Annotated in this window: 22 protein-coding genes; 19 read left to right on the top strand and 3 right to left on the bottom strand. The window is 69.6% G+C overall.

The window, feature by feature from the left end; translation table 11 throughout:
- Nucleotides 1-75: 75 nt before the first annotated feature.
- From OG729_RS32690 to thrS, 3 genes are all read left to right on the top strand, one after another.
- Complete coding sequence (locus OG729_RS32690) at nt 76-642, top strand: DUF4365 domain-containing protein (protein WP_360884054.1); 567 nt, start codon at nt 76-78, stop codon at nt 640-642.
- Entirely contained in the window at nt 642-1,862 is a 1,221-nt protein-coding gene (locus OG729_RS32695) for a hypothetical protein (protein WP_405809522.1), read from the top strand. The genes OG729_RS32690 and OG729_RS32695 overlap by 1 nt, the downstream gene beginning before the upstream one ends.
- Nucleotides 1,863-2,051: 189 nt before the next feature.
- Nucleotides 2,052-4,028 carry a threonine--tRNA ligase gene (gene thrS, locus OG729_RS32700; protein WP_360884049.1) on the top strand — a complete coding sequence of 659 codons (1,977 nt, stop codon included), beginning with the start codon at nt 2,052-2,054 and terminating at the stop codon, nt 4,026-4,028.
- 40 nt (nt 4,029-4,068) lie between these two features.
- On the opposite strand, the gene OG729_RS32705 is transcribed toward thrS, so the two are convergent.
- Entirely contained in the window at nt 4,069-4,728 is a 660-nt protein-coding gene (locus tag OG729_RS32705) for a potassium channel family protein (protein ID WP_405809524.1), read from the bottom strand.
- 67 nt (nt 4,729-4,795) lie between these two features.
- Between OG729_RS32705 and OG729_RS32710 the strand changes: the two genes are divergently transcribed.
- Complete coding sequence (locus OG729_RS32710; RefSeq protein WP_360884043.1) at nt 4,796-5,353, top strand: HIT domain-containing protein; 558 nt, start codon at nt 4,796-4,798, stop codon at nt 5,351-5,353.
- A gap of 67 nt (nt 5,354-5,420) precedes the next feature.
- Here the strand turns inward: OG729_RS32710 and OG729_RS32715 are convergent, their stop codons facing one another.
- A complete protein-coding gene (locus OG729_RS32715; protein WP_360884040.1) occupies nt 5,421-7,076 on the bottom strand; it encodes a hypothetical protein in 1,656 nt (551 codons plus the stop codon).
- A 210-nt stretch (nt 7,077-7,286) separates the two neighbouring features.
- Nucleotides 7,287-9,494 carry an elongation factor G-like protein EF-G2 gene (locus tag OG729_RS32720; RefSeq protein WP_360884037.1) on the bottom strand — a complete coding sequence of 736 codons (2,208 nt, stop codon included), beginning with the start codon at nt 9,492-9,494 and terminating at the stop codon, nt 7,287-7,289.
- Nucleotides 9,495-9,756: 262 nt separating this feature from the next.
- Here OG729_RS32720 and pgsA point away from each other — a divergent pair, with 262 nt between their 5' ends.
- The 15 genes from pgsA (at nt 9,757) to OG729_RS32795 (ending at nt 22,968) form a co-directional block, all read left to right on the top strand.
- Nucleotides 9,757-10,422, top strand: a complete 666-nt coding sequence (gene pgsA, locus OG729_RS32725; RefSeq protein ID WP_360884034.1) for a phosphatidylinositol phosphate synthase — start codon at nt 9,757-9,759, stop codon at nt 10,420-10,422.
- The gene (locus OG729_RS32730; RefSeq protein WP_360884031.1) at nt 10,422-11,333 is read left to right on the top strand and encodes a phosphatidylinositol mannoside acyltransferase; all 912 of its coding nucleotides are present in this window, start codon (nt 10,422-10,424) and stop codon (nt 11,331-11,333) included. Before pgsA ends, OG729_RS32730 begins: the two co-directional genes overlap by 1 nt.
- Nucleotides 11,330-12,490, top strand: coding sequence for a glycosyltransferase family 4 protein (locus OG729_RS32735; RefSeq protein ID WP_360884028.1), 1,161 nt, complete (start codon nt 11,330-11,332; stop codon nt 12,488-12,490). The genes OG729_RS32730 and OG729_RS32735 overlap by 4 nt, the downstream gene beginning before the upstream one ends.
- Nucleotides 12,491-12,731: 241 nt before the next feature.
- Complete coding sequence (locus OG729_RS32740; protein ID WP_405809526.1) at nt 12,732-13,277, top strand: hypothetical protein; 546 nt, start codon at nt 12,732-12,734, stop codon at nt 13,275-13,277.
- A gap of 124 nt (nt 13,278-13,401) precedes the next feature.
- A complete protein-coding gene (gene pdxS / locus OG729_RS32745; protein ID WP_360884024.1) occupies nt 13,402-14,316 on the top strand; it encodes a pyridoxal 5'-phosphate synthase lyase subunit PdxS in 915 nt (304 codons plus the stop codon).
- Complete coding sequence (gene pdxT / locus OG729_RS32750) at nt 14,316-14,915, top strand: pyridoxal 5'-phosphate synthase glutaminase subunit PdxT (protein WP_405809528.1); 600 nt, start codon at nt 14,316-14,318, stop codon at nt 14,913-14,915. The genes pdxS and pdxT overlap by 1 nt, the downstream gene beginning before the upstream one ends.
- 63 nt (nt 14,916-14,978) lie before the next feature.
- Nucleotides 14,979-15,731, top strand: coding sequence for a YebC/PmpR family DNA-binding transcriptional regulator (locus tag OG729_RS32755; protein ID WP_360884020.1), 753 nt, complete (start codon nt 14,979-14,981; stop codon nt 15,729-15,731).
- A 105-nt stretch (nt 15,732-15,836) separates the two neighbouring features.
- Nucleotides 15,837-16,367, top strand: a complete 531-nt coding sequence (gene ruvC / locus OG729_RS32760; RefSeq protein WP_360884018.1) for a crossover junction endodeoxyribonuclease RuvC — start codon at nt 15,837-15,839, stop codon at nt 16,365-16,367.
- On the top strand, nt 16,364-16,981 hold the full coding sequence (gene ruvA / locus OG729_RS32765) for a Holliday junction branch migration protein RuvA (RefSeq protein WP_360884015.1): 618 nt from the start codon (nt 16,364-16,366) through the stop codon (nt 16,979-16,981). The genes ruvC and ruvA overlap by 4 nt, the downstream gene beginning before the upstream one ends.
- A 60-nt stretch (nt 16,982-17,041) precedes the next feature.
- Nucleotides 17,042-18,124, top strand: coding sequence for a Holliday junction branch migration DNA helicase RuvB (gene ruvB / locus OG729_RS32770; RefSeq protein WP_360884012.1), 1,083 nt, complete (start codon nt 17,042-17,044; stop codon nt 18,122-18,124).
- Between the two features lie 165 nt (nt 18,125-18,289).
- Nucleotides 18,290-18,796 (top strand): preprotein translocase subunit YajC, encoded by a 507-nt coding sequence (yajC, locus tag OG729_RS32775; RefSeq protein WP_360884009.1) that lies wholly within the window; start codon nt 18,290-18,292, stop codon nt 18,794-18,796.
- A 146-nt stretch (nt 18,797-18,942) separates the two neighbouring features.
- Nucleotides 18,943-20,697, top strand: coding sequence for a protein translocase subunit SecD (gene secD / locus OG729_RS32780; RefSeq protein ID WP_405809530.1), 1,755 nt, complete (start codon nt 18,943-18,945; stop codon nt 20,695-20,697).
- Nucleotide 20,698: 1 nt separating this feature from the next.
- The gene (gene secF, locus OG729_RS32785) at nt 20,699-21,796 is read left to right on the top strand and encodes a protein translocase subunit SecF (protein ID WP_360884004.1); all 1,098 of its coding nucleotides are present in this window, start codon (nt 20,699-20,701) and stop codon (nt 21,794-21,796) included.
- Complete coding sequence (locus OG729_RS32790) at nt 21,793-22,335, top strand: adenine phosphoribosyltransferase (RefSeq protein WP_405809532.1); 543 nt, start codon at nt 21,793-21,795, stop codon at nt 22,333-22,335. Before secF ends, OG729_RS32790 begins: the two co-directional genes overlap by 4 nt.
- 180 nt (nt 22,336-22,515) lie before the next feature.
- Nucleotides 22,516-22,968, top strand: coding sequence for a hypothetical protein (locus OG729_RS32795; RefSeq protein ID WP_360883998.1), 453 nt, complete (start codon nt 22,516-22,518; stop codon nt 22,966-22,968).
- Nucleotides 22,969-23,073: the final 105 nt, after the last annotated feature.

The following is a 23,073-nucleotide window of genomic DNA, read 5'->3' on the forward strand; positions in this document are numbered from 1 at the left end:
ACAGATGGCGGGTATGCAAATTGACGGCCCGTCGAGGGGACATCGATCGGCACAGCCCGGAAGGCACGAGGAGCCATGGCGCTCGCGCAGCCCGAATCTGGGGGTCTGCTGCCCCAGCGGACAGCACCGCTGCGGGGCGCACTCGCCACCACCGCCTGCATGGAGACACTCCAGGTGGGCTATCTGCACGCGGTCGCAGCCGCGGCCGGCTGCTCGCTGTCGCAGCCGTTTCCGGACAACGGAATCGACTGGCATGTCAGCCACAGCTCGGCCGGTCACACCGTCGACGACGAGGTGACCATCAAGGTGCAGCTCAAGTGCACGTACCAGCTCCCCCCGCACCCGCCGGGTCCGGCATTCTCCTTCATCCTCGACAACGAGCATCTGGTGAAGCTGGCCCGCACCCCGGTGTCCGTGCACAAGATCCTGGTCGTGATGCTCGTCCCCCGGACTCAGGACGAGTGGCTGCGCGCCAGCCACGACCGGCTCGATCTTCGGCACTGCTGCTACTGGACCAACCTGGCAGGCCACCCGGTGACGGGCAGGCGCAGGACCACCGTACGGATCCCGACCTCACGGATCTTCGACGACCGGGCGCTCTGCGAGATCATGACCCGGGTCGGAGTGGGAGGCAGACCTTGATGCACCGGCCTTTCGACGAGTCAGTACGGCCCCATCCGACGGGCGATGTGCCGGGACCCTGGTACGAGGGCGGCGAACCGGACCCGGCGAAGGTGGACCCCGCCGTGCTCGGTGCGCTGCTCGACCGGCACGGCTGGCGGCGGCGCGGGGGAGCGGCGGGGCGCTATACGCGGTGGACGCCGCCGGGGCATGCGGCGGGGGGTACGAGTCTGCTGGTGCCGGAGAGCCGGTCGTTCCCCGACTGTGAGGATCTGCTCGGCGAGGCGCTCACCGCGCTGGCGCGCAGTGCCGCGCCGTCGGCCCGCGAGGTGCTGGTCGGGCTGACCGTTCCGAGCGACGAGATCCGGTGGTGGCGGGATGTGCCGCAGGGGCCTTCGGGGGCGGCGGCGTGGACCGTGCAGGAGCAACTGCGGGCGGCCGCACGGCAGATGCTGATGGCGGCGGCGCTGGCGGCACGGGCGCGCGCGGGGTACTACGGCGCGCGGCACCGGCGGCAGGCGCAGGCCTCGCTGGAAGGAGTCCTGGTGGGGCCGGCCCCGGGCGGACGCAGCCTGACCGCGTTCGTGCCGGTGCAAACCGGCCGGGCGGTCGTGGTCCGGCTCTACCACGCGTTGCAGGCGGCGCGCGAGGCTGCCGACTACCAGCGGGCGACGGGCGGGATGGAGGCGTTCGACGCGGCGGTCGAGGCGGGGGTGAGCCGCGAGCTGACGGAGGCGATCATCGCGCTGGTGCGCGGCGCGGAGGGAGCGCGGATCGCACTGGAGTGGTCGCCGGCGGCGGGGGTGCCGCAGGGGTGCGCGCCCCGGAACGAACCCGTGGAGTTCTCGCCCGGTGACCTGCCGGCGCTGCGCGGGGCGGGCGCACGCTATCTGCAGGACGAGCCGTCCGTACCGGTACGGATCACGGGCACGGTGGTGCGCATGCGCCGCTCGGGACCGCGCGGCGAGGGGTCGGTACGGCTGCGGGTACTGGCGGGCGCCGAGGTGCCGCACGTCCGGGTGGCCCTGGACGAGGACTCCTACCGCACGGCGGGCCACGCCCACCTGGTCGGCCTGCCGATCCGGGTGGTGGGCCGCCTGGAGAGCCGCGGGGGCTTCCGGCGGCTGACGGACGCGTCGAATGTGGTGCCGGTGCAGGTGGACGAGTCGGAGCGGGACAGGCTGATGAAGTCGCTCCAGGAGAACCTGGACTTCTTCGAGGAGGCGTGCCAGGGGGAGTGAACCGGGGGCTCCGCCCACGGGCCCGCGCCCTAGGCCCTGCGGGCGTGGGGGGACCCCCAGCGCCTCAATGCCGGCGGGGCTGAATTGGGAGGGGCAACAACCGTTTCGCAACGCACCCCACCGGATCGGTACGATTCCTATCGCGCGCGCAATACGACCCGCGCCGCCCCCTTCAGTCAGGAGAGACCGGTGTCAGACGTCCGTGTGATCATCCAACGCGATTCCGAGCGGGAAGAGCGCGTGGTGACGACGGGCACTACGGCGGCCGAGCTCTTCGCCGGTGAGCGCACCATCGTCGCCGCCCGCGTCGCCGGAGAGCTGAAGGATCTCGCGTACGAGGTCAAGGACGGCGAAGAGGTCGAGCCCGTCGAGATCTCCTCCGAGGACGGGCTCAACATTCTGCGGCACTCCACCGCGCATGTGATGGCGCAGGCCGTTCAGGAGCTGTTCCCGGAGGCCAAGCTCGGCATCGGCCCGCCCGTCCGGGACGGCTTCTACTACGACTTCGACGTCGAGAAGCCCTTCACCCCCGAAGATCTCAAGGCCGTCGAGAAGAAGATGCAGGAGATCCAGAAGCGCGGCCAGCGCTTCTCGCGTCGCGTCGTCACCGACGAAGCCGCCCGCGAGGAGCTTGCGAACGAGCCGTACAAGCTGGAACTCGTCGGCATCAAGGGCTCGGCCTCCAGCGACGACGGCGCGGATGTCGAGGTGGGCGGCGGTGAGCTGACCATCTACGACAACCTCGACCCCAAGACCGGCGAGCTGTGCTGGAAGGACCTCTGCCGCGGTCCCCACCTGCCCACCACCCGCAACATCCCGGCGTTCAAGCTGATGCGCAATGCCGCCGCGTACTGGCGCGGCAGCGAGAAGAACCCCATGCTGCAGCGCATCTACGGCACCGCCTGGCCCTCCAAGGACGAGCTCAAGGCCCATCTCGACTTCCTCGCCGAGGCCGAGAAGCGCGACCACCGCCGCCTCGGCACCGAGCTGGACCTCTTCTCCATCCCGGACGCCATCGGCTCCGGCCTCGCCGTCTTCCACCCCAAGGGCGGCATCATCCGCCGCGTCATGGAGGACTACTCCCGCAAGCGGCACGAGGAGGAGGGCTACGAGTTCGTCTACAGCCCCCATGCCACCAAGGGGAAGCTGTTCGAGATCTCGGGCCACCTCGACTGGTACGCCGAGGGCATGTACCCGCCCATGCAGCTGGACGAGGGCGCGGACTACTACCTCAAGCCCATGAACTGCCCGATGCACAACCTGATCTTCGATGCGCGCGGCCGCTCCTACCGCGAACTGCCGCTGCGTCTCTTCGAGTTCGGGACCGTGTACCGGTACGAGAAGTCGGGCGTCGTGCACGGCCTGACCCGGGCCCGTGGCTTCACCCAGGACGACGCGCACATCTACTGCACCAAGGAGCAGATGGCGGAGGAGCTCGACAAGACGCTCACCTTCGTGCTGAACCTGCTGCGCGACTACGGTCTGAACGACTTCTACCTGGAGCTGTCCACCAAGGACCCGGAGAAGTTCGTCGGCTCGGACGAGGTCTGGGAGGAGGCCACCGACGTTCTGCGCCAGGTGGCCGAGAAGCAGGGCCTCCCACTGACCCCGGACCCGGGCGGCGCGGCCTTCTACGGCCCGAAGATCTCGGTTCAGGCGCGGGACGCCATCGGCCGTACCTGGCAGATGTCGACCGTCCAGCTGGACTTCAACCTGCCGGAGCGCTTCGACCTGGAGTACACCGGCCCGGACGGGACCAAGCAGCGGCCCGTCATGATCCACCGGGCACTGTTCGGCTCGATCGAGCGCTTCTTCGCGGTGCTCCTGGAGCACTACGCGGGCGCGATGCCGCCGTGGCTTGCGCCGGTGCAGGCGGTCGGTATCCCGGTCGGCGACGCGCACGTTCCGTATCTGCAGGAGTTCGCCGCCGAGGCGAAGAAGAAGGGCCTGCGGGTCGAGGTGGACGCTTCCTCGGACCGGATGCAGAAGAAGATCAGGACCCAGCAGAAGCTCAAGGTTCCGTTCATGATCATCGTTGGCGACGACGACATGAACGCGGGCACGGTGTCGTTCCGCTACCGCGACGGTTCGCAGGAGAACGGCATTCCCCGTGCCGAGGCGTTGGCCAAGCTCGTCGATGTGGTGGAGCGCCGGGTCCAGGTGTGACCTTGGGCCCCGCACATGCGGGGATCGGCCCCCGGCGGCATCAGCCCGCCGGGGGCTCTTTCTCCTCCTCACCCGCGAAGACCTGAAGCAGCCCCGCCGAGAACGACCCCGTCACCGCCCCCAGCAGCGCCAGCCCGCACACCATCAGGCCCACCGCGATCGCCCGCCCCCGCGCGGTCACCGGCGTCATATCGCCGTAGCCGACGGTGGTCAGCGTCTCCGCAGCCCACCACGCCGCATCACCGAAGGTGCGGATCGTCGCGCCCGGGGCCGTGTGTTCGTCGTGGTAGACGGCGAGCGCGGCCGAGTAGCCGAGCAGGCAGGCCGACAGGCCCGCGTAAGCGATCACGCGCGCGTGCAGGCTCAGCCGCGGCCCGCCGCGGTGGCGCTGCACCGCCGTGTAGACCCGCACCACGCGCAGCGGACGGAGCAGCGGCAGGACCAGTACGACGGTGTCCAGCCAGTGCGTGCGGACGAAGCGCGGTCCCTCCCCGCTCAGCCTCAGCCGCACCGCGTAGTCGAGCCCGAACGCCAGCCAGGTCAGCAGGAGGACGGCGAGCCCGAGTTCCCGCCAGACCGCGTCGTGCGCCAGTACGACGAAGGAGTACCCGGTCAGGAAAACCAGCGAGGCCATCAAGAGCGGCAGCTCCATGCGCTGCTCCCAGTGCAGCAGCCGGCCGGTGCCATCGTCGACGTCCATCGAGCCAGCATCGCTCCGTGCCTGCCGGGGCCAACCCCGACGACACGCCGCGTACGGGCGAAGTCATATGCTGCACAGCATGACGCTTGAGCCGGAGCAGCAGATCGGAGTCGGGACGCAGGATGCGTTCCAGCGCCTGTGGACGCCCCACCGCATGGCGTACATCCAGGGCGAGAACAAGCCGACCGGGCCGGGGGCCGAAGACGGCTGTCCCTTCTGCTCCATCCCCACCAAGTCGGACGAGGACGGCCTGGTCGTCGCACGCGGCTCGCACGTCTACGCGGTGCTCAACCTCTACCCGTACAACGGCGGGCATCTGATGGTGGTGCCCTACCGTCATGTCGCCGACTACACCGAGCTGGACGACGCGGAGACGGCCGAGCTCGCGACCCTCACCAAGCAGGCCATGACCGCGCTGCGCAAGGCGTCGGGTGCGCACGGCTTCAACATCGGCATGAACCAGGGCTCGGTCGCCGGGGCGGGCATCGCGGCGCATCTGCACCAGCACGTCGTGCCGAGGTGGGGCGGGGACACCAACTTCATGCCGGTCATCGGGCACACAAAGGTGCTCCCGCAGCTTCTCGCCGACACGCGCAAGATGCTGGCGGACGCCTGGCCCGCATAGGCCCCGCACAGGCCTCGCACAGGCTGCGGATGCCTGGCCCGCACGGCATGCGGGCCAGGCGTCACGCCTATGCGTCGTAGAGGTCGGCCTGGCGCGGCGTCGGGTCCTGGACGAAGGTGCTGACCACCATCGAGCGGTTCCCGAAGCGCTCGGTGTCCACGCCGTTCTCCTCGAGCACCTTCATCGCTGCCGCGTGCGTCACGCGCAGCACCGGCGTGGCCGCGCGCATCGCGTCGTCCGCCATGAACCGGTGCCGCCAGGGCTTCTCCGCCCAGGCGTGGCGCAGCCCGAAGGGCTCGGGGAGCACCAGCTTGCCGCCCAGGTAGTCCAGCAGCGGCGGGTACCAGGTGAAGGGCGCGCGCACCGCGAGCCGGACCACCTCGGGGGTCTCGACCAGCGGCAGCTGCCGGTCCACCGTCTCCCAGAACTTCACGGTCTTGTTCACCGTGACGGTCTTGGGCGCGGGCTTGGTGGTGAACAGCGAGTGCACCGGGCCTAGCGCATGCCCGGTCACCTCGACGCGGAGCGTCTCGTGAAGCACGGTGACGGTGATCATCATGGTGATCACCAACTGGCCGTCCCAGAGCGTGAACTGGACGCCCAGATAGTGGCGGTTGCCGCCGCCGAACTGCTGGTGATTGCAGATCCGCTGTATCTCATGGCCCTTGACCTGGAAGGTCTCCACGTCCTGGCCCTCCGGCCGGGTCACCTCCTTGGCGTTCTCACCCACCGGCGCCACGATCCAGTGCTTGACGGACGGGGTGGGGAAGCCGCCGGAGTTCAGCGGGCCGCGCTCCAGCATCTTCAGCTTGTCGTGAACCGCCCGTATCACGTCCCAGCTGCGGAACTGGTTGATCTCCTTGCCCTGCTCCTTGGAGGTCAGCTCCTCGGCCATCTGCCAGCTGCCCCAGCGGGTGCCCATCCCGAGTATCCCCTTGGGGCCGGCGTAGAAGACGGCGTTGGACTGCTGCTCGGCGGTGAGCTTCTGAAGCCCCTGGCGCAGTTGCTCGCGCGCGGTCTCGTTGGGGTGGCCGGGCACCGCCTCGGGGACCTTGGCGCCGATGCCGCCGCCCGCGAGCAGGTTGTCCCAGCGGGCGCGCATGTCCTTTGCCGTGCTCTCGCAGATCCGCTTGGCCAGCAGCCAGCCGACCACCGGGGCGACGATCATGCCCCGTACGTAGTACCCCCAGAGACCACTGAACGGCAGCCGGACCAGGAAGATCACGGCCAGTACGCCGATGGCGATCAGCAACAGAGTGCCGAGGGCTCCGGCGCGCTTGTTCTGTGCGCCCGCTATCGTCCGGCGGAGCTGGAAGACGCCCATCCACAGCAGCAGCCCGGGCAGGAAGAGCAGCCCGAATATCGCCATCACGGCGGTGAGCCGGGTGTCGCGTTCCTTGCGGATCCGGGTCGCGGCCAGGCAGTGCTCGACCACCGCCTGCGGCTCGGTGCCGAAGGACTGGATCAGCGCTTTACGGGCGCCGCCGAGCATCCGCACCTGGACGGCCCGCGAGAAGGCCTCGCCCATATTGGGCTCGAACAGCGAGAACTTGCCCGGTTTCACCTCGGACGTGTGCCACTCGCTGTTGGCCTTGAGCAGTTCGCTGACCGGGCTGTCGCGGTACGCGGCGGAGGCGAGCGCATGCGTCGCCGCCGTCTGTCCGGCCGAGCCCTGGAGCGGGACCTGTGCCCCCGGAGTGAAATCGAAACTGTCGTTCGCCACTACCGCCCCCATCGCCGCAAGCTTCCGCACTGCGGCCTGTTCCCAACTACCGCGCCCCGCACACCTTCTGAGCTGGGCACCACAGCGTATCGGGGGCGCACCGCCCACGTCAGACGAGAAAGCAATGCCGCCCACTGCCTCCGTCAGTCGAGCACGCAATGCCGCCCGCCGCACGGCAGTCGGGCGGGCGGCATCTCAACGTACCGTCAACTACGTGCCGTTCTCCGCCCGTTCGCGGACCTTGTCGGCGACCTGCGCAGGCATCGCCTCATGCCGGGCGTACGACCGGCTGAACTGCCCCGTGCCGTGCGAGATCGACCGCAGATCGACGGCATAGCGCCCGATCTCGATCTCCGGCACCTCGGCCCGTACGAGCGTGCGGGACCCGCCTGCCTGCTCGGTGCCGACCACGCGGCCACGCCGCCCCGACAGATCGCTCATCACCGGCCCCACATACTCGTCCGAAACCAGCACCTGTACCTCGGCCACCGGCTCCAGCAGATGGATGCGCGCATCGGCCGCCGCCTCACGCAGCGCCAGCGCGCCCGCGGTCTGGAAGGCCGCGTCGGAGGAGTCCACCGAGTGCGCCTTGCCGTCGAGAAGCGTGACGCGTACGTCGACGAGCGGGTACCCGGCAGCGACGCCGCGCGCCGCCTGGGCGCGCACACCCTTCTCCACGGAGGGGATGAACTGCCGCGGCACCGCGCCGCCGACCACCTTGTCGACGAACTCGAGCCCGGACCCGGGCGGCAGCGGATCGACCTCGATCTCGCAGATCGCGTACTGGCCGTGCCCGCCGGACTGCTTCACATGCCGTCCGCGCCCGGCCGACTTCTCGCCGAAGGTCTCCCGCAGCGACACCTTGTGCGGCACGACGTCGACCTGGACGCCGTAGCGGCTGCGCAGCCGTTCCAGCGCGACGTCCGCATGTGCCTCGCCCAGACACCAGAGCACCACCTGGTGCGTTGCCTGGTTCTGTTCGAGACGCATCGTCGGATCCTCGGCGACCAGCCGCGAAAGCCCCTGGGAGAGCTTGTCCTCGTCCGGCTTGCTGTGTGCCTGGATGGCCAGTGGCAGCAGCGGATCGGGCATCGTCCAGGGCTCCATGAGCAGCGGGTTGTCCTTCGCCGAGAGGGTGTCCCCGGTCTCGGCGCGGGCCAGCTTGGCGACACAGGCGAGGTCTCCCGCGATGACCTGGCCCAGTGGCCGCTGCTGCTTGCCGAAGGGTGCGGAGAGCGCGCCGATCCGTTCGTCCACGTCATGGTCCTCGTGCCCGCGGTCGGCCAGTCCGTGCCCCGAGACATGCACTGTCTCATCGGGGCGCAGGGTGCCGGAGAAGACACGTACGAGCGAGATCCGGCCCACGTAGGGGTCGGAGGCTGTCTTGACCACCTCGGCCACCAGCGGACCGTCGGGGTCGCAGCTGATCTGCGGGCGCGCCGCGCCCTGCGGTGTGGTGACGGCCGGGGCGGCGGGTTCCAGCGGGGTCGGGAAGCCGCCGGTGATCAGCTCCAGCAGTTCGACCGTGCCGAGCCCCTGCTTGGCGCCCTCGGGCGCGGGGGCGGCAGCCACCACCGGATGGAAGATGCCGCGCGCGACGGCCTTCTCCAGATCCCCGATCAGTGTCTTGAGATCGATCTCCGCACCGCTGAGATAGCGGTCCATGAGGGTCTCGTCCTCGCTCTCGGCGATGATCCCCTCGATCAGCCGGTTGCGGGCCTCCTCGATCAGCGGCGCCTGGGCCGGGTCGGGCGGGGTCTCCTTCCGCTCGCCCGACGAGTAGTCGAAGATCTTCTGGCTGAGCAGCCCGACCAGGCCCGTGACCGGCGCGTGGCCGTCGGGATGCTGCGCACCGTACTGCGGCAGATACAGCGGCAGTACGGCGTCGGGGTCGTCTCCGCCGAAGATGTTCCCGCAGACCCGGGTCAGCTCCTCGAAGCCGGTGCGCGCGGTCTCCAGATGGGTGACCACGATGGCGCGCGGCATGCCGACCGCCGCGCACTCCTCCCACACCATGCGGGTCGCGCCCGCGACGGCGTCGGCCTCCTGCGCTGCCGAGACAACGAAAAGGGCCGCGTCCGCGGCTCGCAGACCGGCCCTGAGCTCCCCGACGAAGTCGGCGTATCCGGGGGTGTCCAGCAGATTGATCTTGTACCCGCCCCATTCGACGGGGACCAGGGACAGCTGGACGGAACGTTGCTGCCGGTGCTCGATCTCGTCGTAGTCGGAGACCGTCGCACCGTCCTCGACGCGGCCCGCCCGGTTGACGGCTCCCGCCGTGAGCGCGAGCGCCTCGATCAATGTCGTCTTTCCCGAACCGCTGTGGCCGACCAGCACCACGTTCCGTACGGATGACGGCTGGTCGGCCGTAGTAGCCCTGCCGGCGGCTCCGGGGTGTGCATTCGCCTTGTCGCCCATGATTCTTGCCTCCCGATCGATTGCCCGGTGAGGAGAGGGAGCCGCGGGCGCGGGGAGCCATGAGGGAGTCCCGGAGGCATCCGGGGCAGCTCCGGCGATGCCCGCGGTGGTCTTTCGAGCTTTCCACTCCCGTCACGGTGCGTCCATACGTCGTACGCGACCACGGGAGGCGGGTACCCGTCGGTAGAGCGCGTCGGGCCTGGCTACGATGGGCCAGCCGGTGGCCATGGGGCCATGCGGCCCACCGACCCTCGGGAAGGCCATGCTGAACAAGTACGCGCGTGCATTCTTTACGCGTGTCCTCACACCGTTCGCCGCATTTCTGCTCCGCCGTGGGGTGAGCCCCGACGCGGTCACCCTCATCGGCACGGCCGGAGTGATGGCGGGTGCGCTGGTCTTCTTCCCCCGGGGAGAGTTCTTCTGGGGGACGATCGTCATCACGCTGTTCGTCTTCTCCGACCTCGTCGACGGAAACATGGCGCGGCAGGCGGGGATTTCGAGCCGCTGGGGGGCATTTCTCGACTCCACACTCGACCGGGTCGCCGACGGCGCGATCTTCGGCGGCTTCGCGCTCTGGTACGCGGGCCAGGGGGACGACAATGTGTTGTGTGCCGTCGCCATCTTCTGTCTGGCCAGCGGGCAGGTCGTCTCGTACACCAAGGCACGTGGTGAGGCGATCGGCCTGCCGGTAGCGGTCAACGGTCTGGTCGAGCGGGCGGAACGACTGGTGATCTCGCTGGTCGCCGCCGGGCTCGCCGGACTGCACGCGTTCGGGGTGCCGGGTATCGAGATCCTGCTCCCGATCGCACTGTGGATCGTCGCCGTCGGCAGCGCGGTGACACTGGGGCAGCGGGTCGTGACGGTACGACGGGAGGCCGCCGAGGCGGATGCCGCCGCGGGGCAGGGGAACGAGGCTGAGGCGACGTGATGCGGGACCGGGTGACCGACGCGCTGTACGGGCTGGGCTGGAGCACGGTCAAGAAGCTGCCCGAGCCGGCGGCCGCCGCGCTCGGCCGGACCATCGCGGACATCGCGTGGAAGCGGCGGGGCAAGAGCGTGCTGCGGCTGGAGTCCAACCTCGCCAGGGTGGTGCCCGACGCCGGCCCCGAGCGCCTCGCCGAGCTGTCCAAGGCCGGCATGCGCTCGTACATGCGGTACTGGATGGAATCCTTCCGGCTGCCCACGTGGAGCGCCGAGCGCGTCGAGAACAGCGTGGAGATCAAGGACGCGCACCATCTGAAGGACGGCTTGGCTTCGGGTCGCGGTGTGATTCTCGCGCTGCCGCACCTGGCGAACTGGGACCTCGCGGGCGTGTGGGTCACCAGGACCCTGGGCATCCCCTTCACCACGGTCGCCGAGCGGCTCAAGCCCGAGACGCTCTACGACCGCTTCGTGGCCTACCGCGAGAGCCTGGGCATGGAGGTGCTGCCGCACTCGGGCGGCGAGGCCTTCGGCACGCTGGCCCGGCGGCTGCGCTCCGGCGGTCTGGTCTGTCTGGTCGCCGACCGTGATCTGTCGGCCTCCGGCGTGGAGGTGAAGTACTTCGGGGAGACGGCGCGGATGCCGGCCGGTCCCGCGCTGCTGGCTCAGCAGACCGGCGCGCTGCTGCTGCCGGTGACGCTCTGGTACGGCGCGGAACCGCTCATGCAGGGGCAGATCCACCCGCCCGTCGAGGTGCCCGAGACAGGTACCCGGGCCGACAAGACGTCCTCCATGACACAGGCGCTGGCCGATGCCTACGCCACCGGAATCGCCGAACACCCGGAGGACTGGCACATGCTGCAGCGGCTGTGGCTCGCGGATCTTGAGCCGCGGGAGGAGCAGGGGGAACGGGCGTGAGGATCGGCATCGTCTGCCCGTACTCGTGGGACGTGCCGGGCGGCGTCCAATTCCATATCAGGGACCTGGCGGAACATCTGATCCGGCTCGGGCACGAGGTATCGGTACTGGCGCCGGCGGACGACGAGACGCCGCTGCCGCCCTACGTCGTCTCGGCGGGGCGGGCCGTTCCCGTCCCGTACAACGGCTCGGTCGCCCGGCTGAACTTCGGTTTCCTGTCGGCCGCGCGGGTGCGGCGCTGGCTGCACGACGGCACCTTCGACGTGATCCACATCCATGAGCCGGCCTCGCCGTCACTGGGGCTGCTGAGCTGCTGGGCCGCGCAGGGTCCGATCGTCGCGACGTTCCACACCTCCAACCCGCGCTCGCGCGCCATGATCGCGGCGTACCCGATCCTGCAGCCCGCGCTGGAGAAGATCAGCGCGCGGATCGCGGTCAGCGAGTACGCCCGCCGCACGCTCGTCGAGCACCTCGGCGGTGACGCCGTCGTCATCCCGAACGGCGTCGATGTCGGCTTCTTCGACAAGGCCGAGCCCAAGGCGGAGTGGCAGGGCAACACGATCGGCTTCATAGGGCGCATCGACGAGCCCCGCAAGGGGCTGCCGGTGCTGATGGCCGCGTTCCCGAAGATCCTCGCGGCCTGTCCCGAGGTACGGCTGCTGGTGGCGGGGCGAGGGGACGAGGAGGAGGCGGTCGCTTCCCTGCCCGCCGAGATGCGCAAGCGGGTCGAGTTCCTCGGGATGGTCAGCGACGAGGACAAGGCGCGGCTGCTGCGCAGCGTGGATGTGTACGTCGCGCCCAACACCGGGGGCGAGAGCTTCGGCATCATCCTCGTCGAGGCGATGTCGGCGGGCGCGCCGGTGCTCGCTTCGGACCTGGACGCGTTTGCGCAGGTCCTGGACCAGGGCGCGGCGGGCGAGCTGTTCGCGAACGAGGACGCGGACGCGCTGGCGTCGGCGGCGGTACGGCTGCTGGGCGACCCGGAGCGGCGTGCGGAGCTGCGGGCGCGGGGCAGCGCGCATGTGCGTCGCTTCGACTGGGCGACGGTGGGGGCGGACATTCTGTCGGTGTACGAGACGGTGACGGACGGCGCGGCGTCGGTGGCGGCGGACGAGAGGCCGGGCTTCCGCTCAAGGTTCGGCCTGGCGCGGGACTGATTGTTCCCGGGGCTCCGCCCCGGACCCGCTCCACAATCGCCGGAGGGGCTTGATTTACCGGCGCAAATTTCAGCCCGTCCGGCGTTTGAGGACATGCGGCCGAAGGTCGCATACGGGGTCTGGGGGCTTGCTCTCAGTTCGGGATGGAGGTACCTCCCACGGCCGCCAGGCGGTAGGGGGAGGGCGGTAGGGGAACCGCCCCGCGTCAGGCGCCACGCCCCCACCGGTAGCCTTGCCGCCCGTGACCGTAACCCTCATCTGGATCGCCGTCGCCCTCATCGCGATCGGCCTGTATCTGAGCTGGACCGCCGGCCGCCTCGACCGGCTGCACTCGCGCATCGACGCCGCCCGTGCCGCCCTCGACGCCCAACTCCTGCGCCGCGCCTCGGTCACCCAGGAACTCGCCACCTCCGGCGTGCTCGATCCGGCCGCCTCGATCGTGCTGTACGAGGCCGCGCACGCCGCGCGGCAGGCGGAGGAGGAGCACCGCGAAGTCGCGGAGAGCGAGCTCAGCGCGGCGCTGCGAGCCGTGTTCGGCGAGGCGGCGCAGGTCGAGGCCGTACGCGAGGTCCCGGGCGGCGAGGACGCCGCGGGCGAACTCGCGCAGGCCGTGCGCCGGGTCCCGATGGCCCGCCGCTTCCACAACGACGCCGTGCGCGCGGCGCGGGCACTGCGCCGCCACCGCAAGGTCCGCTGGTTCCGGCTGGCCGGGCACGCGCCGTTCCCGCTGGCCTTCGAGATGGACGACGAGCCGCCGGCCGCGCTGGCCGACCGCCCCGGGAGCTAGACAGAGCTTTCGCGGGAGCGGGCCAAAACGATCCACCGGCTGTTCATTGGCCCTTGCTGTGGACTGGTCCACTCATGTTCCAATGCGGTGGCAACACAACGTCTTCTTCGAGTGAGGTCCATCCGTGTCCAGCACGCTCCCCACCACCCCGCTGTCCCCTGAGACCGGCACCGCGCGCGTGAAGCGCGGCATGGCCGAGCAGCTCAAGGGCGGCGTGATCATGGACGTGGTCAACGCCGAGCAGGCGAAGATAGCCGAGGACGCCGGCGCTGTCGCGGTCATGGCCCTGGAGCGGGTCCCCGCCGACATCCGCAAGGACGGCGGCGTGGCCCGGATGTCCGACCCGAACATGATCGAAGAGATCATCGAGGCCGTTTCCATCCCGGTCATGGCCAAGTCCCGCATCGGTCACTTCGTCGAGGCCCAGGTCCTGCAGTCCCTCGGTGTCGACTACATCGACGAGTCCGAGGTGCTGACCCCGGCCGACGAGGTCAACCACAGCGACAAGTGGGCCTTCACGACCCCCTTCGTCTGTGGCGCCACCAACCTGGGTGAGGCCCTGCGCCGTATCGCCGAGGGCGCGGCCATGATCCGCTCGAAGGGCGAGGCGGGCACCGGCAACGTCGTCGAGGCCGTCCGCCACCTGCGCCAGATCAAGAACGAGATCGCCAAGCTGCGCGGCTTCGACAACAACGAGCTGTACGCCGCCGCCAAGGAGCTCCGCGCCCCGTACGAGCTGGTCAAGGAGGTCTCCGAGCTCGGCAAGCTGCCGGTCGTGCTGTTCTCCGCCGGAGGTGTGGCCACCCCCGCCGACGCCGCGCTCATGCGGCAGCTGGGCGCCGAGGGCGTCTTCGTCGGCTCCGGCATCTTCAAGTCGGGCGACCCCGCCAAGCGCGCTGCGGCCATCGTGAAGGCCACCACCTTCTACGACGACCCCAAGATCATCGCGGACGCCTCCCGCAACCTGGGCGAGGCCATGGTCGGCATCAACTGCGACACCCTCCCCGAGACCGAGCGCTACGCGAACCGAGGCTGGTAATGACCACTCCCGGCTCCCCTGTGATCGGAGTTCTGGCTCTACAGGGCGACGTACGGGAGCACCTGATCGCCCTGGCCGCGGCCGACGCCGTGGCCAGGCCGGTGAGGCGCCCCGACGAGCTCGCCGAGGTCGACGGCCTGGTGATCCCCGGCGGCGAGTCCACCACCATGTCCAAGCTCGCGGTGCTGTTCGACATGATGCAGCCGCTGCGCGAGCGCATCGCCGGGGGCCTGCCCGTCTACGGCACCTGCGCGGGCCTGATCATGCTCGCCGACAAGATCCTCGACCCGCGCTCGGGCCAGGAGACGTTCGGCGGCATCGACATGATCGTCCGCCGCAATGCCTTCGGCCGGCAGAACGAGTCCTTCGAGGCCGCCGTGGAGGTCACCGGCGTGGCCGAAGGACCGGTCGAGGGTGTCTTCATCCGCGCCCCCTGGGTGGAGTCGGTCGGCGCCCAGGTCGAGGTGCTCGCCGAGCACGACGGCCACATCGTCGCAGTACGGCAGGGCAACGCCCTCGCCACCTCGTTCCACCCCGAACTCACCGGCGATCACCGGATGCACGGCCTCTTTGTGGACATGGTGCGCGCGGCCGGGTGACCTCATCCCGGTAGGATCTCTGGCGAACGCAGCAGGAATGGGTTACGCGAAGGAGACAGGCAGATGTCCGGCCACTCTAAATGGGCTACGACGAAGCACAAGAAGGCCGTGATCGACGCCAAGCGCGGCAAGCTCTTCGCGAAGCTGATCAAGAACGTCGAGGTCGCGGCCCGGACCGGCGGCGCGGATGTGGACGGTAACCCGACCCTCTTCGACGCCATCCAGAAGGCGAAGAAGAGCTCGGTCCCGAACAAGAACATCGACTCCGCGGTCAAGCGCGGCGCCGGTCTCGAGGCGGGCGGCGCCGACTACGAGACGATCATGTACGAGGGCTACGGTCCGAACGGCGTCGCGGTGCTCATCGAGTGCCTCACCGACAACCGCAACCGCGCGGCCTCCGACGTACGTGTCGCGATGACCCGCAACGGCGGCTCGATGGCCGACCCGGGCTCCGTCTCGTACCTCTTCAACCGCAAGGGCGTCGTGATCGTCCCCAAGGGCGAGCTGACCGAGGACGACGTCCTGGGCGCAGTGCTGGACGCGGGCGCCGAGGAGGTCAACGACCTCGGTGAGTCCTTCGAGGTGCTCAGTGAGGCCACCGACCTGGTCGCGGTGCGCACCGCTCTCCAGGAGGCCGGCATCGACTACGACTCGGCCGAGGCCAACTTCGTGCCGACCATGCAGGTCGAGCTGGAGGAAGAGGGCGCGCGCAAGATCTTCAAGCTGATCGACGCGCTCGAGGACAGCGACGACGTGCAGAACGTCTTCGCCAACTTCGACGTCTCTGACGAGGTCATGGAGAAGGTCGACGCCTGACCCTCAATGCATGAACGGGCCGACGGGAAAACACCCCCGTCGGCCCGTCGCTTTGTCAGTGGCACCGGATAGCCTGCACAAACGGGCGATCGAAGGAGGGGCGGGGTGCGGGTGTTGGGCGTGGACCCAGGGCTTACCCGATGCGGCGTCGGCGTGGTCGAAGGCGTCGCCGGCCGTCCTCTGACGATGCTCGGCGTGGGAGTCGTACGCACTCCGGCCGACGCGGAACTCGGCAGCCGGCTCGTCGCCATCGAGCAGGGCATCGAGCAGTGGCTGGACGAGCACCGGCCCCAATTCGTCGCCGTGGAGCGGGTGTTCAGCCAGCACAACGTCCGTACGGTCATGGGCACCGCACAGGCCAGTGCCATCGCCATGCTGTGCGCCTCGCGCCGCGGCATCCCCGTCGCCCTGCACACCCCCAGCGAGGTCAAGGCCGCGGTCACCGGCAGCGGACGGGCCGACAAGGCGCAGGTCGCGGCGATGGTGACGAGGGTGCTGCGGCTCGACGCGCCGCCCAAGCCCGCCGACGCGGCGGACGCCCTCGCGCTCGCCATCTGTCACATCTGGCGGGCCCCCGCCCAGAACCGGCTCCAGCAGGCCGTCGCCCTGCATGCAGCGAAAGGCCGCACATCATGATCGCCTTTGTGAGCGGCCCGGTCGCCGCCCTCGCCCCCACCACCGCCGTCATCGAGGTCGGCGGTATCGGCATGGCCCTCCAGTGCACGCCGAACACGCTGTCGGAGCTGAGGATCGGTCAGGAGGCCAGGCTCGCCACCTCGTTGGTGGTGCGGGAGGACTCGCTGACGCTGTACGGCTTCGCGGACGACGACGAGCGGCAGGTCTTCGAGCTGCTGCAGACCGCGAGCGGCGTCGGCCCGCGGCTCGCTCAGGCGATGCTCGCGGTCCATGCGCCGGACGTGCTGCGCATCGCCGTCGCCACCGGTGACGAGAAGGCGCTGACCGCGGTGCCCGGCATCGGCAAGAAGGGTGCGCAGAAGCTGCTCCTGGAGCTGAAGGACCGACTCGGCGAGCCGGTCGGCGCGCACATCGGCAGACAGGGCATCGGTACCGCGGTCTCCGCATCCTGGCGGGACCAGCTGCACGCGGCACTGATCGGCCTCGGCTATGCGACCCGCGAGGCCGACGAGGCGGTCAGCGCGGTCGGCCCCCAGGCCGAGGCGGCGGGCGGCGCCCCGAATGTGGGCCAGCTGCTGAAGGCCGCCCTCCAGACCCTGAACCGCACCCGCTGACCCCGCTGACCCGCAGCACCCGATCCGCCGAAACCCGCCGAACCCGCGAGGCTATCCACTGTGAACTGGGACGACACCGCACCCACGACCGACGACCCCGCAGCCGACGGCCGGCTCGTCGGCGCGTCCGCCGACGGCGAGGACCAGGCCGTCGAGGCGGCGCTGCGGCCGAAGTCGCTGGAGGAGTTCGTCGGCCAGGAACGCGTCCGCGAGCAGCTGGACCTCGTCCTGAAAGCGGCGCTCGCACGTGGTGCCACCGCCGATCATGTCCTGCTCTCCGGCGCCCCCGGCCTGGGCAAGACCACCCTCTCCATGATCATCGCGGCCGAGATGAAGGCCCCGATCCGGATCACCTCGGGCCCCGCCATCCAGCACGCCGGCGATCTGGCCGCCATCCTTTCGTCCCTCCAGGAGGGCGAGGTTCTCTTCCTCGACGAGATCCACCGGATGTCCCGGCCCGCCGAAGAAATGCTGTACATGGCCATGGAGGACTTCCGGGTCGACGTGATCGTCGGCAAGGGGCCCGGCGCCACCGCCATCCCTCTCGAACTGCCTCCGTTCACGCTGGTCGGCGCCACCACCCGGGCCGGATTGCTGCCGCCGCCGCTGCGCGACCGCTTCGGCTTCACCGCGCACATGGAGTTCTACGACCCCGCCGAGCTGGAACGCGTGATCCACCGCTCCGCCCAGCTCCTCGACGTCGAGATAGAGGCCGACGGCGCCGCCGAGATCGCTGGCCGCTCCCGCGGGACACCCCGGATCGCCAACCGGCTGCTGCGCCGCGTCCGCGACTACGCGCAGGTCAGGGTGGACGGCCTGATCACCCGCGAGGTGGCGGCCGCCGCCCTGAAGGTGTACGAGGTGGACGCCCGCGGCCTTGATCGTCTGGACCGTGCCGTGCTCCAGGCGCTGCTCAAGCTGTTCGGCGGCGGCCCGGTGGGCCTGTCCACCCTGGCGGTGGCCGTGGGGGAGGAGCGCGAGACGGTCGAAGAGGTGGCCGAGCCCTTCCTGGTACGGGAGGGGCTACTGGCCCGTACCCCCCGCGGGCGGGTCGCCACCCCGGCAGCCTGGGCCCACCTCGGACTCGTACCACCGCAGCAGGCCCCGGGCGCAAGCGGACAACAGGGCCTGTTCGGGGCGTGACGGCGCGGGTACTCGCCGGGCCCGGAACCTCGGTGGGATGCTGGGCGTTGTTCCATTGATGCGGACTCGCTTAGACTCCGCCGATGCCGCCCTTCCAGGTCGGCAGCCCACCCCCGTAGATAAGGCCGCCTCTTCAGTGCGGTCGTGCGAAGGAAGTTCCGTCCCGTGAGTCTCGTGACCCTCCTCCCCTTCATTGTGCTCATCGGGGCCATGTTCCTGATGACTCGGTCGGCCAAGAAGAAGCAGCAGCAGGCCGTGCAGATGCGTAACCAGATGCAGCCCGGCACGGGCGTCCGGACGATCGGGGGCATGTACGCCACCGTCAAGGAGCTTCACGACGACACGGTCCTCCTTGAGGTTGCCCCCGGCGTCCACGCGATTTACGCGAAGAACTCCATCGGCGCGGTCCTCGACGACGCGGAGTACAACCGCATCGTGCACGGCGACGGCGACCTCAAGGTCGACGGTGACATCGTGCCGGACGACGCTTCCTCGCTGACCGAGGCCACGACCGAGGCCACCGACTCCGACTCCGCGGACGACGCCAAGATCGATCTGGGCAAGAAGCCCGAGGCCGACGACGCGGAATCCAAGGACGACGACGCCGAGCCGAAGGCCGACGACGCGGAGCCCAAGGACGGCAAGGCCAACGGCGAGACCGACGCGAAGTAGCCATGATCGGGGACCGCAGCGGCGCCTGTAAGTGCCCGGCGGTCCCCCGGTCGTGTTGACTTCTGCGGGGGCAGGTCCCCACAACACTTCGTGGCCGCCCTTGCGCACACCCGGCGCGGGACGGTTGGACAGGGAGAAACGAGAAGGTGGCAGCACCGAACAGGGGCCGAAGGCCCGCGGGGGCTCAGGGCAGGCCGGGGCGCGCCCTGGGTCTGATCCTGATCGCCATGATCGCGCTCACGGGCGGGATGTTCTGGGCAGGTCAGCTCACGCCGCGCCTGGGTATCGATCTGGCGGGCGGTACGACCATCACGCTCGAGGCCAAGAACGAGCCCGGCAAACCGAACGCCATCAACGAGACCAATATGAACACCGCGGTCGCCATCATCGAGCGCCGTGTCAATGGTCTGGGTGTCTCCGAGTCCGAGGTTCAGACCCAGGGCGACCGGAACATCATCGTCAACATCCCCAAGGGGACGAATTCCCAGCAGGCCCGTGAGCAGGTCGGCACCACCGCCCAGCTCTACTTCCGGCCGGTGCTGACCGTCGCGGCGGGCACCCCCACCTCCCCGCAGCCCACCCCGAGCGCCTCGGCCTCCGGCAAGGGCAAGGCGAAGGACAAGCAGACGGCCAACCCGGCGTCGTCCGGCAAGCCCACGGCCACTCCGACCACGCAGGGCCGCGCGGTGAGCGACGCCCTGAAGGCCCCGACGCCGACGCCGTCGGGCTCCGCGTCGGGCAAGCCCGCAACGACCCCGAAGCCGGACCCGTCCGCCTCCGGTGGCACCGCGGCCGCCGACAAGCTCCAGAAGCAGTTCCTGGCGCTGAACTGCACGAGCAAGACGGCCCGCGTCGCGGCCGGCGCGAACGTCAAGCCCAGCGACCCGGCCGTCGCCTGTGGCAAGAACTCCGCGGACCAGTGGGAGAAGTACGTTCTGGGCCCGGCGGAGGTCAACGGCAAGGACGTCGACGACGCCAAGGCGACCATCGACCAGCGGACCGGTCAGTGGATCGTGCAGATGGACTTCACCGGCGGTGGCTCCAAGAAGTTCGAGAAGATCACCGCCCGACTGTCGCAGCAGCAGCCGCCGATGAACCAGTTCGCCATCGTGCTCGACGGCGAAGTTGTCTCGGCGCCCTCGGTGCGCACGACCCTGAGCGCGAACGCCGAGATCTCCGGCAGCTTCACCCAGCAGTCCGCCCAGGACCTGGGCAACATCCTGTCGTACGGCGCGCTGCCGCTGTCCTTCCAGGAGCAGAGCGTCACCACCGTCACCGCCGCCCTCGGCGGCGAGCAGCTCAAGGCGGGCCTCATCGCGGGTGCGATCGGCCTCGCGCTGGTCATCATCTATCTGGTGGCCTACTACCGCGGCCTGGCCGTGGTCGCGATCCTCAGCCTCATCGTCTCCGCGATCCTGACGTACACGATCATGGCTCTGCTCGGCCCGGGCATCGGCTTCGCGCTGAACCTGCCCGCGGTCTGTGGTGCGATCGTCGCGATCGGTATCACCGCGGACTCGTTCATCGTGTACTTCGAGAGAATCCGCGACGAGATCCGTGAGGGCCGTACGCTCCGTCCGGCCGTCGAGCGCGCCTGGCCGCGCGCCCGGCGCACCATCCTGGTCTCCGACTTCGTGTCGTTCCTCGCCGCCGCGGTGCTGTTCATCGTCACCGTCGGCAAGGTCCAGGGCTTCGCGTTCACCCTCGGTCTGACCACCGTGCTCGACGTGGTGGTGGTCTTCCTCTTCACCAAGCCGGTCATGACGCTGCTGGCTCGCAGGAAGTTCTTCGCGGACGGTCACCCGTGGTCCGGCCTCGACCCGAAGCGGCTCGGCGCCAAGCCCCCACTGCGCCGCTCCCGCCGCGTCTCCTCCGCCCCCACCGACCCGAAGGAGGCGTGAGATGTCGCGACTTGGCACTCTCGGCGCCCGTCTCTACCGCGGCGAGGTCGGCTACGACTTCGTTGCCAAGCGGAAGATCTGGTACGGGATCTCGATCCTGATCACCATCACGGCGATCGTGGGCCTGGCGGTGCGGGGCCTCAACCTCGGCATCGAGTTCAAGGGCGGCGCCGTCTTCAACACCCCGAGCACCAGCGTCTCGGTCAGCAAGGCCGAGGCGTACGCCGAAGAGGCGTCGGGCCATGTGGCGATCGTCCAGAAGCTCGGCAACGGCAGCCTGCGGATCCAGGTCAGTGAGCTCGACCAGGCCCAGGCGAACAAGGTCAACGAGACCCTCGCCGACAAGCTGGACATCCCGGTGGAGAAGATGAACGCCGAGATCGTCGGCCCCAGCTGGGGTGAGCAGATCGCCAACAAGGCATGGACCGGTCTCGCGGTCTTCATGCTCCTGGTGGTGATCTATCTCGCGATCGCCTTCGAGTGGCGGATGGCCATCGCCGCCCTGGTCGCGCTGATCCACGACCTCACGATCACCATCGGCGTGTACGCACTGGTCGGTTTCGAGGTCACGCCGGGCACCGTGATCGGTCTGCTGACCATCCTCGGTTACTCCCTCTACGACACCGTCGTCGTCTTCGACGGTCTCAAGGAGGGCTCGAGGGGCATCACCAAGCAGACCCGCTACACCTACAGCGAGATCGCCAACCGCAGCCTCAACGGCACGCTGGTGCGTTCCATCAACACCACCGTCGTCGCGCTGCTGCCGGTGGCCGGTCTGCTCTTCATCGGTGGCGGCGTCCTCGGTGCGGGCATGCTCAACGACATCTCGCTCTCGCTGTTCGTCGGCCTCGCGGCCGGTGCGTACTCCTCGATCTTCATCGCCACGCCGCTCGTCGCCGACCTCAAGGAGCGCGAGCCGCAGATGAAGGCGCTGAAGAAGCGGGTGCTCGCCAAGCGGGCGGCCGCGGCCGCCAAGGGCGAGTCGGCGGACGAGTCCGGTGAGCCGCAGGACGAGGTGCACGACGACGCCGCGCCGGCCGGCGCCGTCGTCGGCCCGCGTGGCCGGGGCCGCGGCCGTCCTTCGGGCAGGCGCCGGTGACCTCCACCATCCGGGAACTGCTGCTCAGCCGCATCCGTGATGTCGCCGACTATCCGAAGCCGGGGGTGCTGTTCAAGGACATCACGCCCCTGCTCGCGGACCCGGAGGCCTTCACGCACCTCACCGACGTGCTCGCCGGGCTGTGCGCGCGTCACGAGGCCACGAAGGTCGTCGGACTGGAGGCGCGCGGCTTCATCCTGGGCGCGCCCGTAGCCGTCCGGGCGGGGCTCGGCTTCATCCCCGTACGCAAGGCGGGCAAGCTGCCCGGAGCGACGCTCTCGCAGGCGTACGAGCTGGAGTACGGCAGCGCGGAGATCGAGGTGCACGCCGAGGACCTGGGGGCGGGCGACCGCGTCATCGTCATAGACGACGTGCTCGCCACCGGCGGCACCGCGGAGGCGTCGGTCGAGCTGATCCGTCGCGCCGGCGCCGACGTCGCCGGCGTCTGTGTGCTGATGGAGCTCGGCTTCCTCGGCGGCCGTGCCCGTCTGGAGCCTGCCCTGCGAGGGGCTCCGCTGGAGGCTCTGATCACGCTCTGACCTCATGAGCAGATCGACGAAGGGCGCCCCGGGATCTTCCTGGGGCGCCCTTCGCGCTGTCCGATGTCCGGTGATGATCGCAAAGCTCAAATGATCCTCAGGTCCCTTGGTCCGTCAACCGGCGTTCTGCTTGGATCTTGGCGATGCCACTGACCACGGCATCCCAACCGAAGGATTCTGATGACGATTTCACGCAAGATCGCCACGGGGGCAGTCTCTCTCGTCTCGCTCGCCGCCATCGCCGCGGGCACCGGGCCGGCGACCGCCGCCCCGAGCACCACGACCACAAAGGCGAGCACCGCCCAGAGCACCGTCGTGGGGACCACCACGACGCTGTCCGCGGCAAGCGGTTGTAGCGAGTGGAAGCGGGCAGGCAGCCTCCCCTTCAAGTGGTCCACCGTCAAGGACGGCTGCGGCCACTTCGGCAAGCCGGGCATGAAGATGGGCTACTCCTGGAAGGTCTTCAGGGGCAGCAGCATCTGCGTCAAGGTCAAGGGCTTCAACGCCCATGGCAAGAAGACGTGGTACAACGCCGGCTGTGGCAAGGCCGGCTCGATCAAGGTGCCGTGGGGCAATGTCGCCGCCGAGAAGGAGATGCAGGTCAAGGGTGCCGCGCTCTTCAACTGGCTGTGACACAGTCCGTCGCCGGCCCTGACCCGGTAGCGGTGGACCGGCCGGTCGGCTGACCGGCTCGCGGCACCGGCGGACAGGGCCCGTCCGCCACCGCTTCCCACCGCT

The organism is Streptomyces sp. NBC_00210 (assembly GCF_045160975.1).
In the GTDB taxonomy this organism is placed as follows: Bacteria; Actinomycetota; Actinomycetes; order Streptomycetales; family Streptomycetaceae; genus Streptomyces.

Excerpts from the sequence above, each read along its gene's own strand:
- OG729_RS32690 (WP_360884054.1), top strand. The coding sequence starts at position 76 with ATGGCGCTCGCGCAGCCCGAATCTGGGGGTCTGCTGCCCCAGCGGACA.
- OG729_RS32795 (WP_360883998.1), top strand. The coding sequence starts at position 22,516 with ATGACGATTTCACGCAAGATCGCCACGGGGGCAGTCTCTCTCGTCTCG.
- OG729_RS32695 (WP_405809522.1), top strand. The coding sequence starts at position 642 with ATGCACCGGCCTTTCGACGAGTCAGTACGGCCCCATCCGACGGGCGAT.
- pdxT (WP_405809528.1), top strand. The coding sequence starts at position 14,316 with ATGACCACTCCCGGCTCCCCTGTGATCGGAGTTCTGGCTCTACAGGGC.
- pgsA (WP_360884034.1), top strand. The coding sequence starts at position 9,757 with ATGCTGAACAAGTACGCGCGTGCATTCTTTACGCGTGTCCTCACACCG.
- ruvA (WP_360884015.1), top strand. The coding sequence starts at position 16,364 with ATGATCGCCTTTGTGAGCGGCCCGGTCGCCGCCCTCGCCCCCACCACC.
- OG729_RS32755 (WP_360884020.1), top strand. The coding sequence starts at position 14,979 with ATGTCCGGCCACTCTAAATGGGCTACGACGAAGCACAAGAAGGCCGTG.
- secF (WP_360884004.1), top strand. The coding sequence starts at position 20,699 with ATGTCGCGACTTGGCACTCTCGGCGCCCGTCTCTACCGCGGCGAGGTC.
- OG729_RS32710 (WP_360884043.1), top strand. The coding sequence starts at position 4,796 with ATGCTGCACAGCATGACGCTTGAGCCGGAGCAGCAGATCGGAGTCGGG.
- OG729_RS32720 (WP_360884037.1), bottom strand. The coding sequence starts at position 9,494 with ATGGGCGACAAGGCGAATGCACACCCCGGAGCCGCCGGCAGGGCTACT.
- OG729_RS32705 (WP_405809524.1), bottom strand. The coding sequence starts at position 4,728 with ATGGACGTCGACGATGGCACCGGCCGGCTGCTGCACTGGGAGCAGCGC.
- OG729_RS32730 (WP_360884031.1), top strand. The coding sequence starts at position 10,422 with ATGCGGGACCGGGTGACCGACGCGCTGTACGGGCTGGGCTGGAGCACG.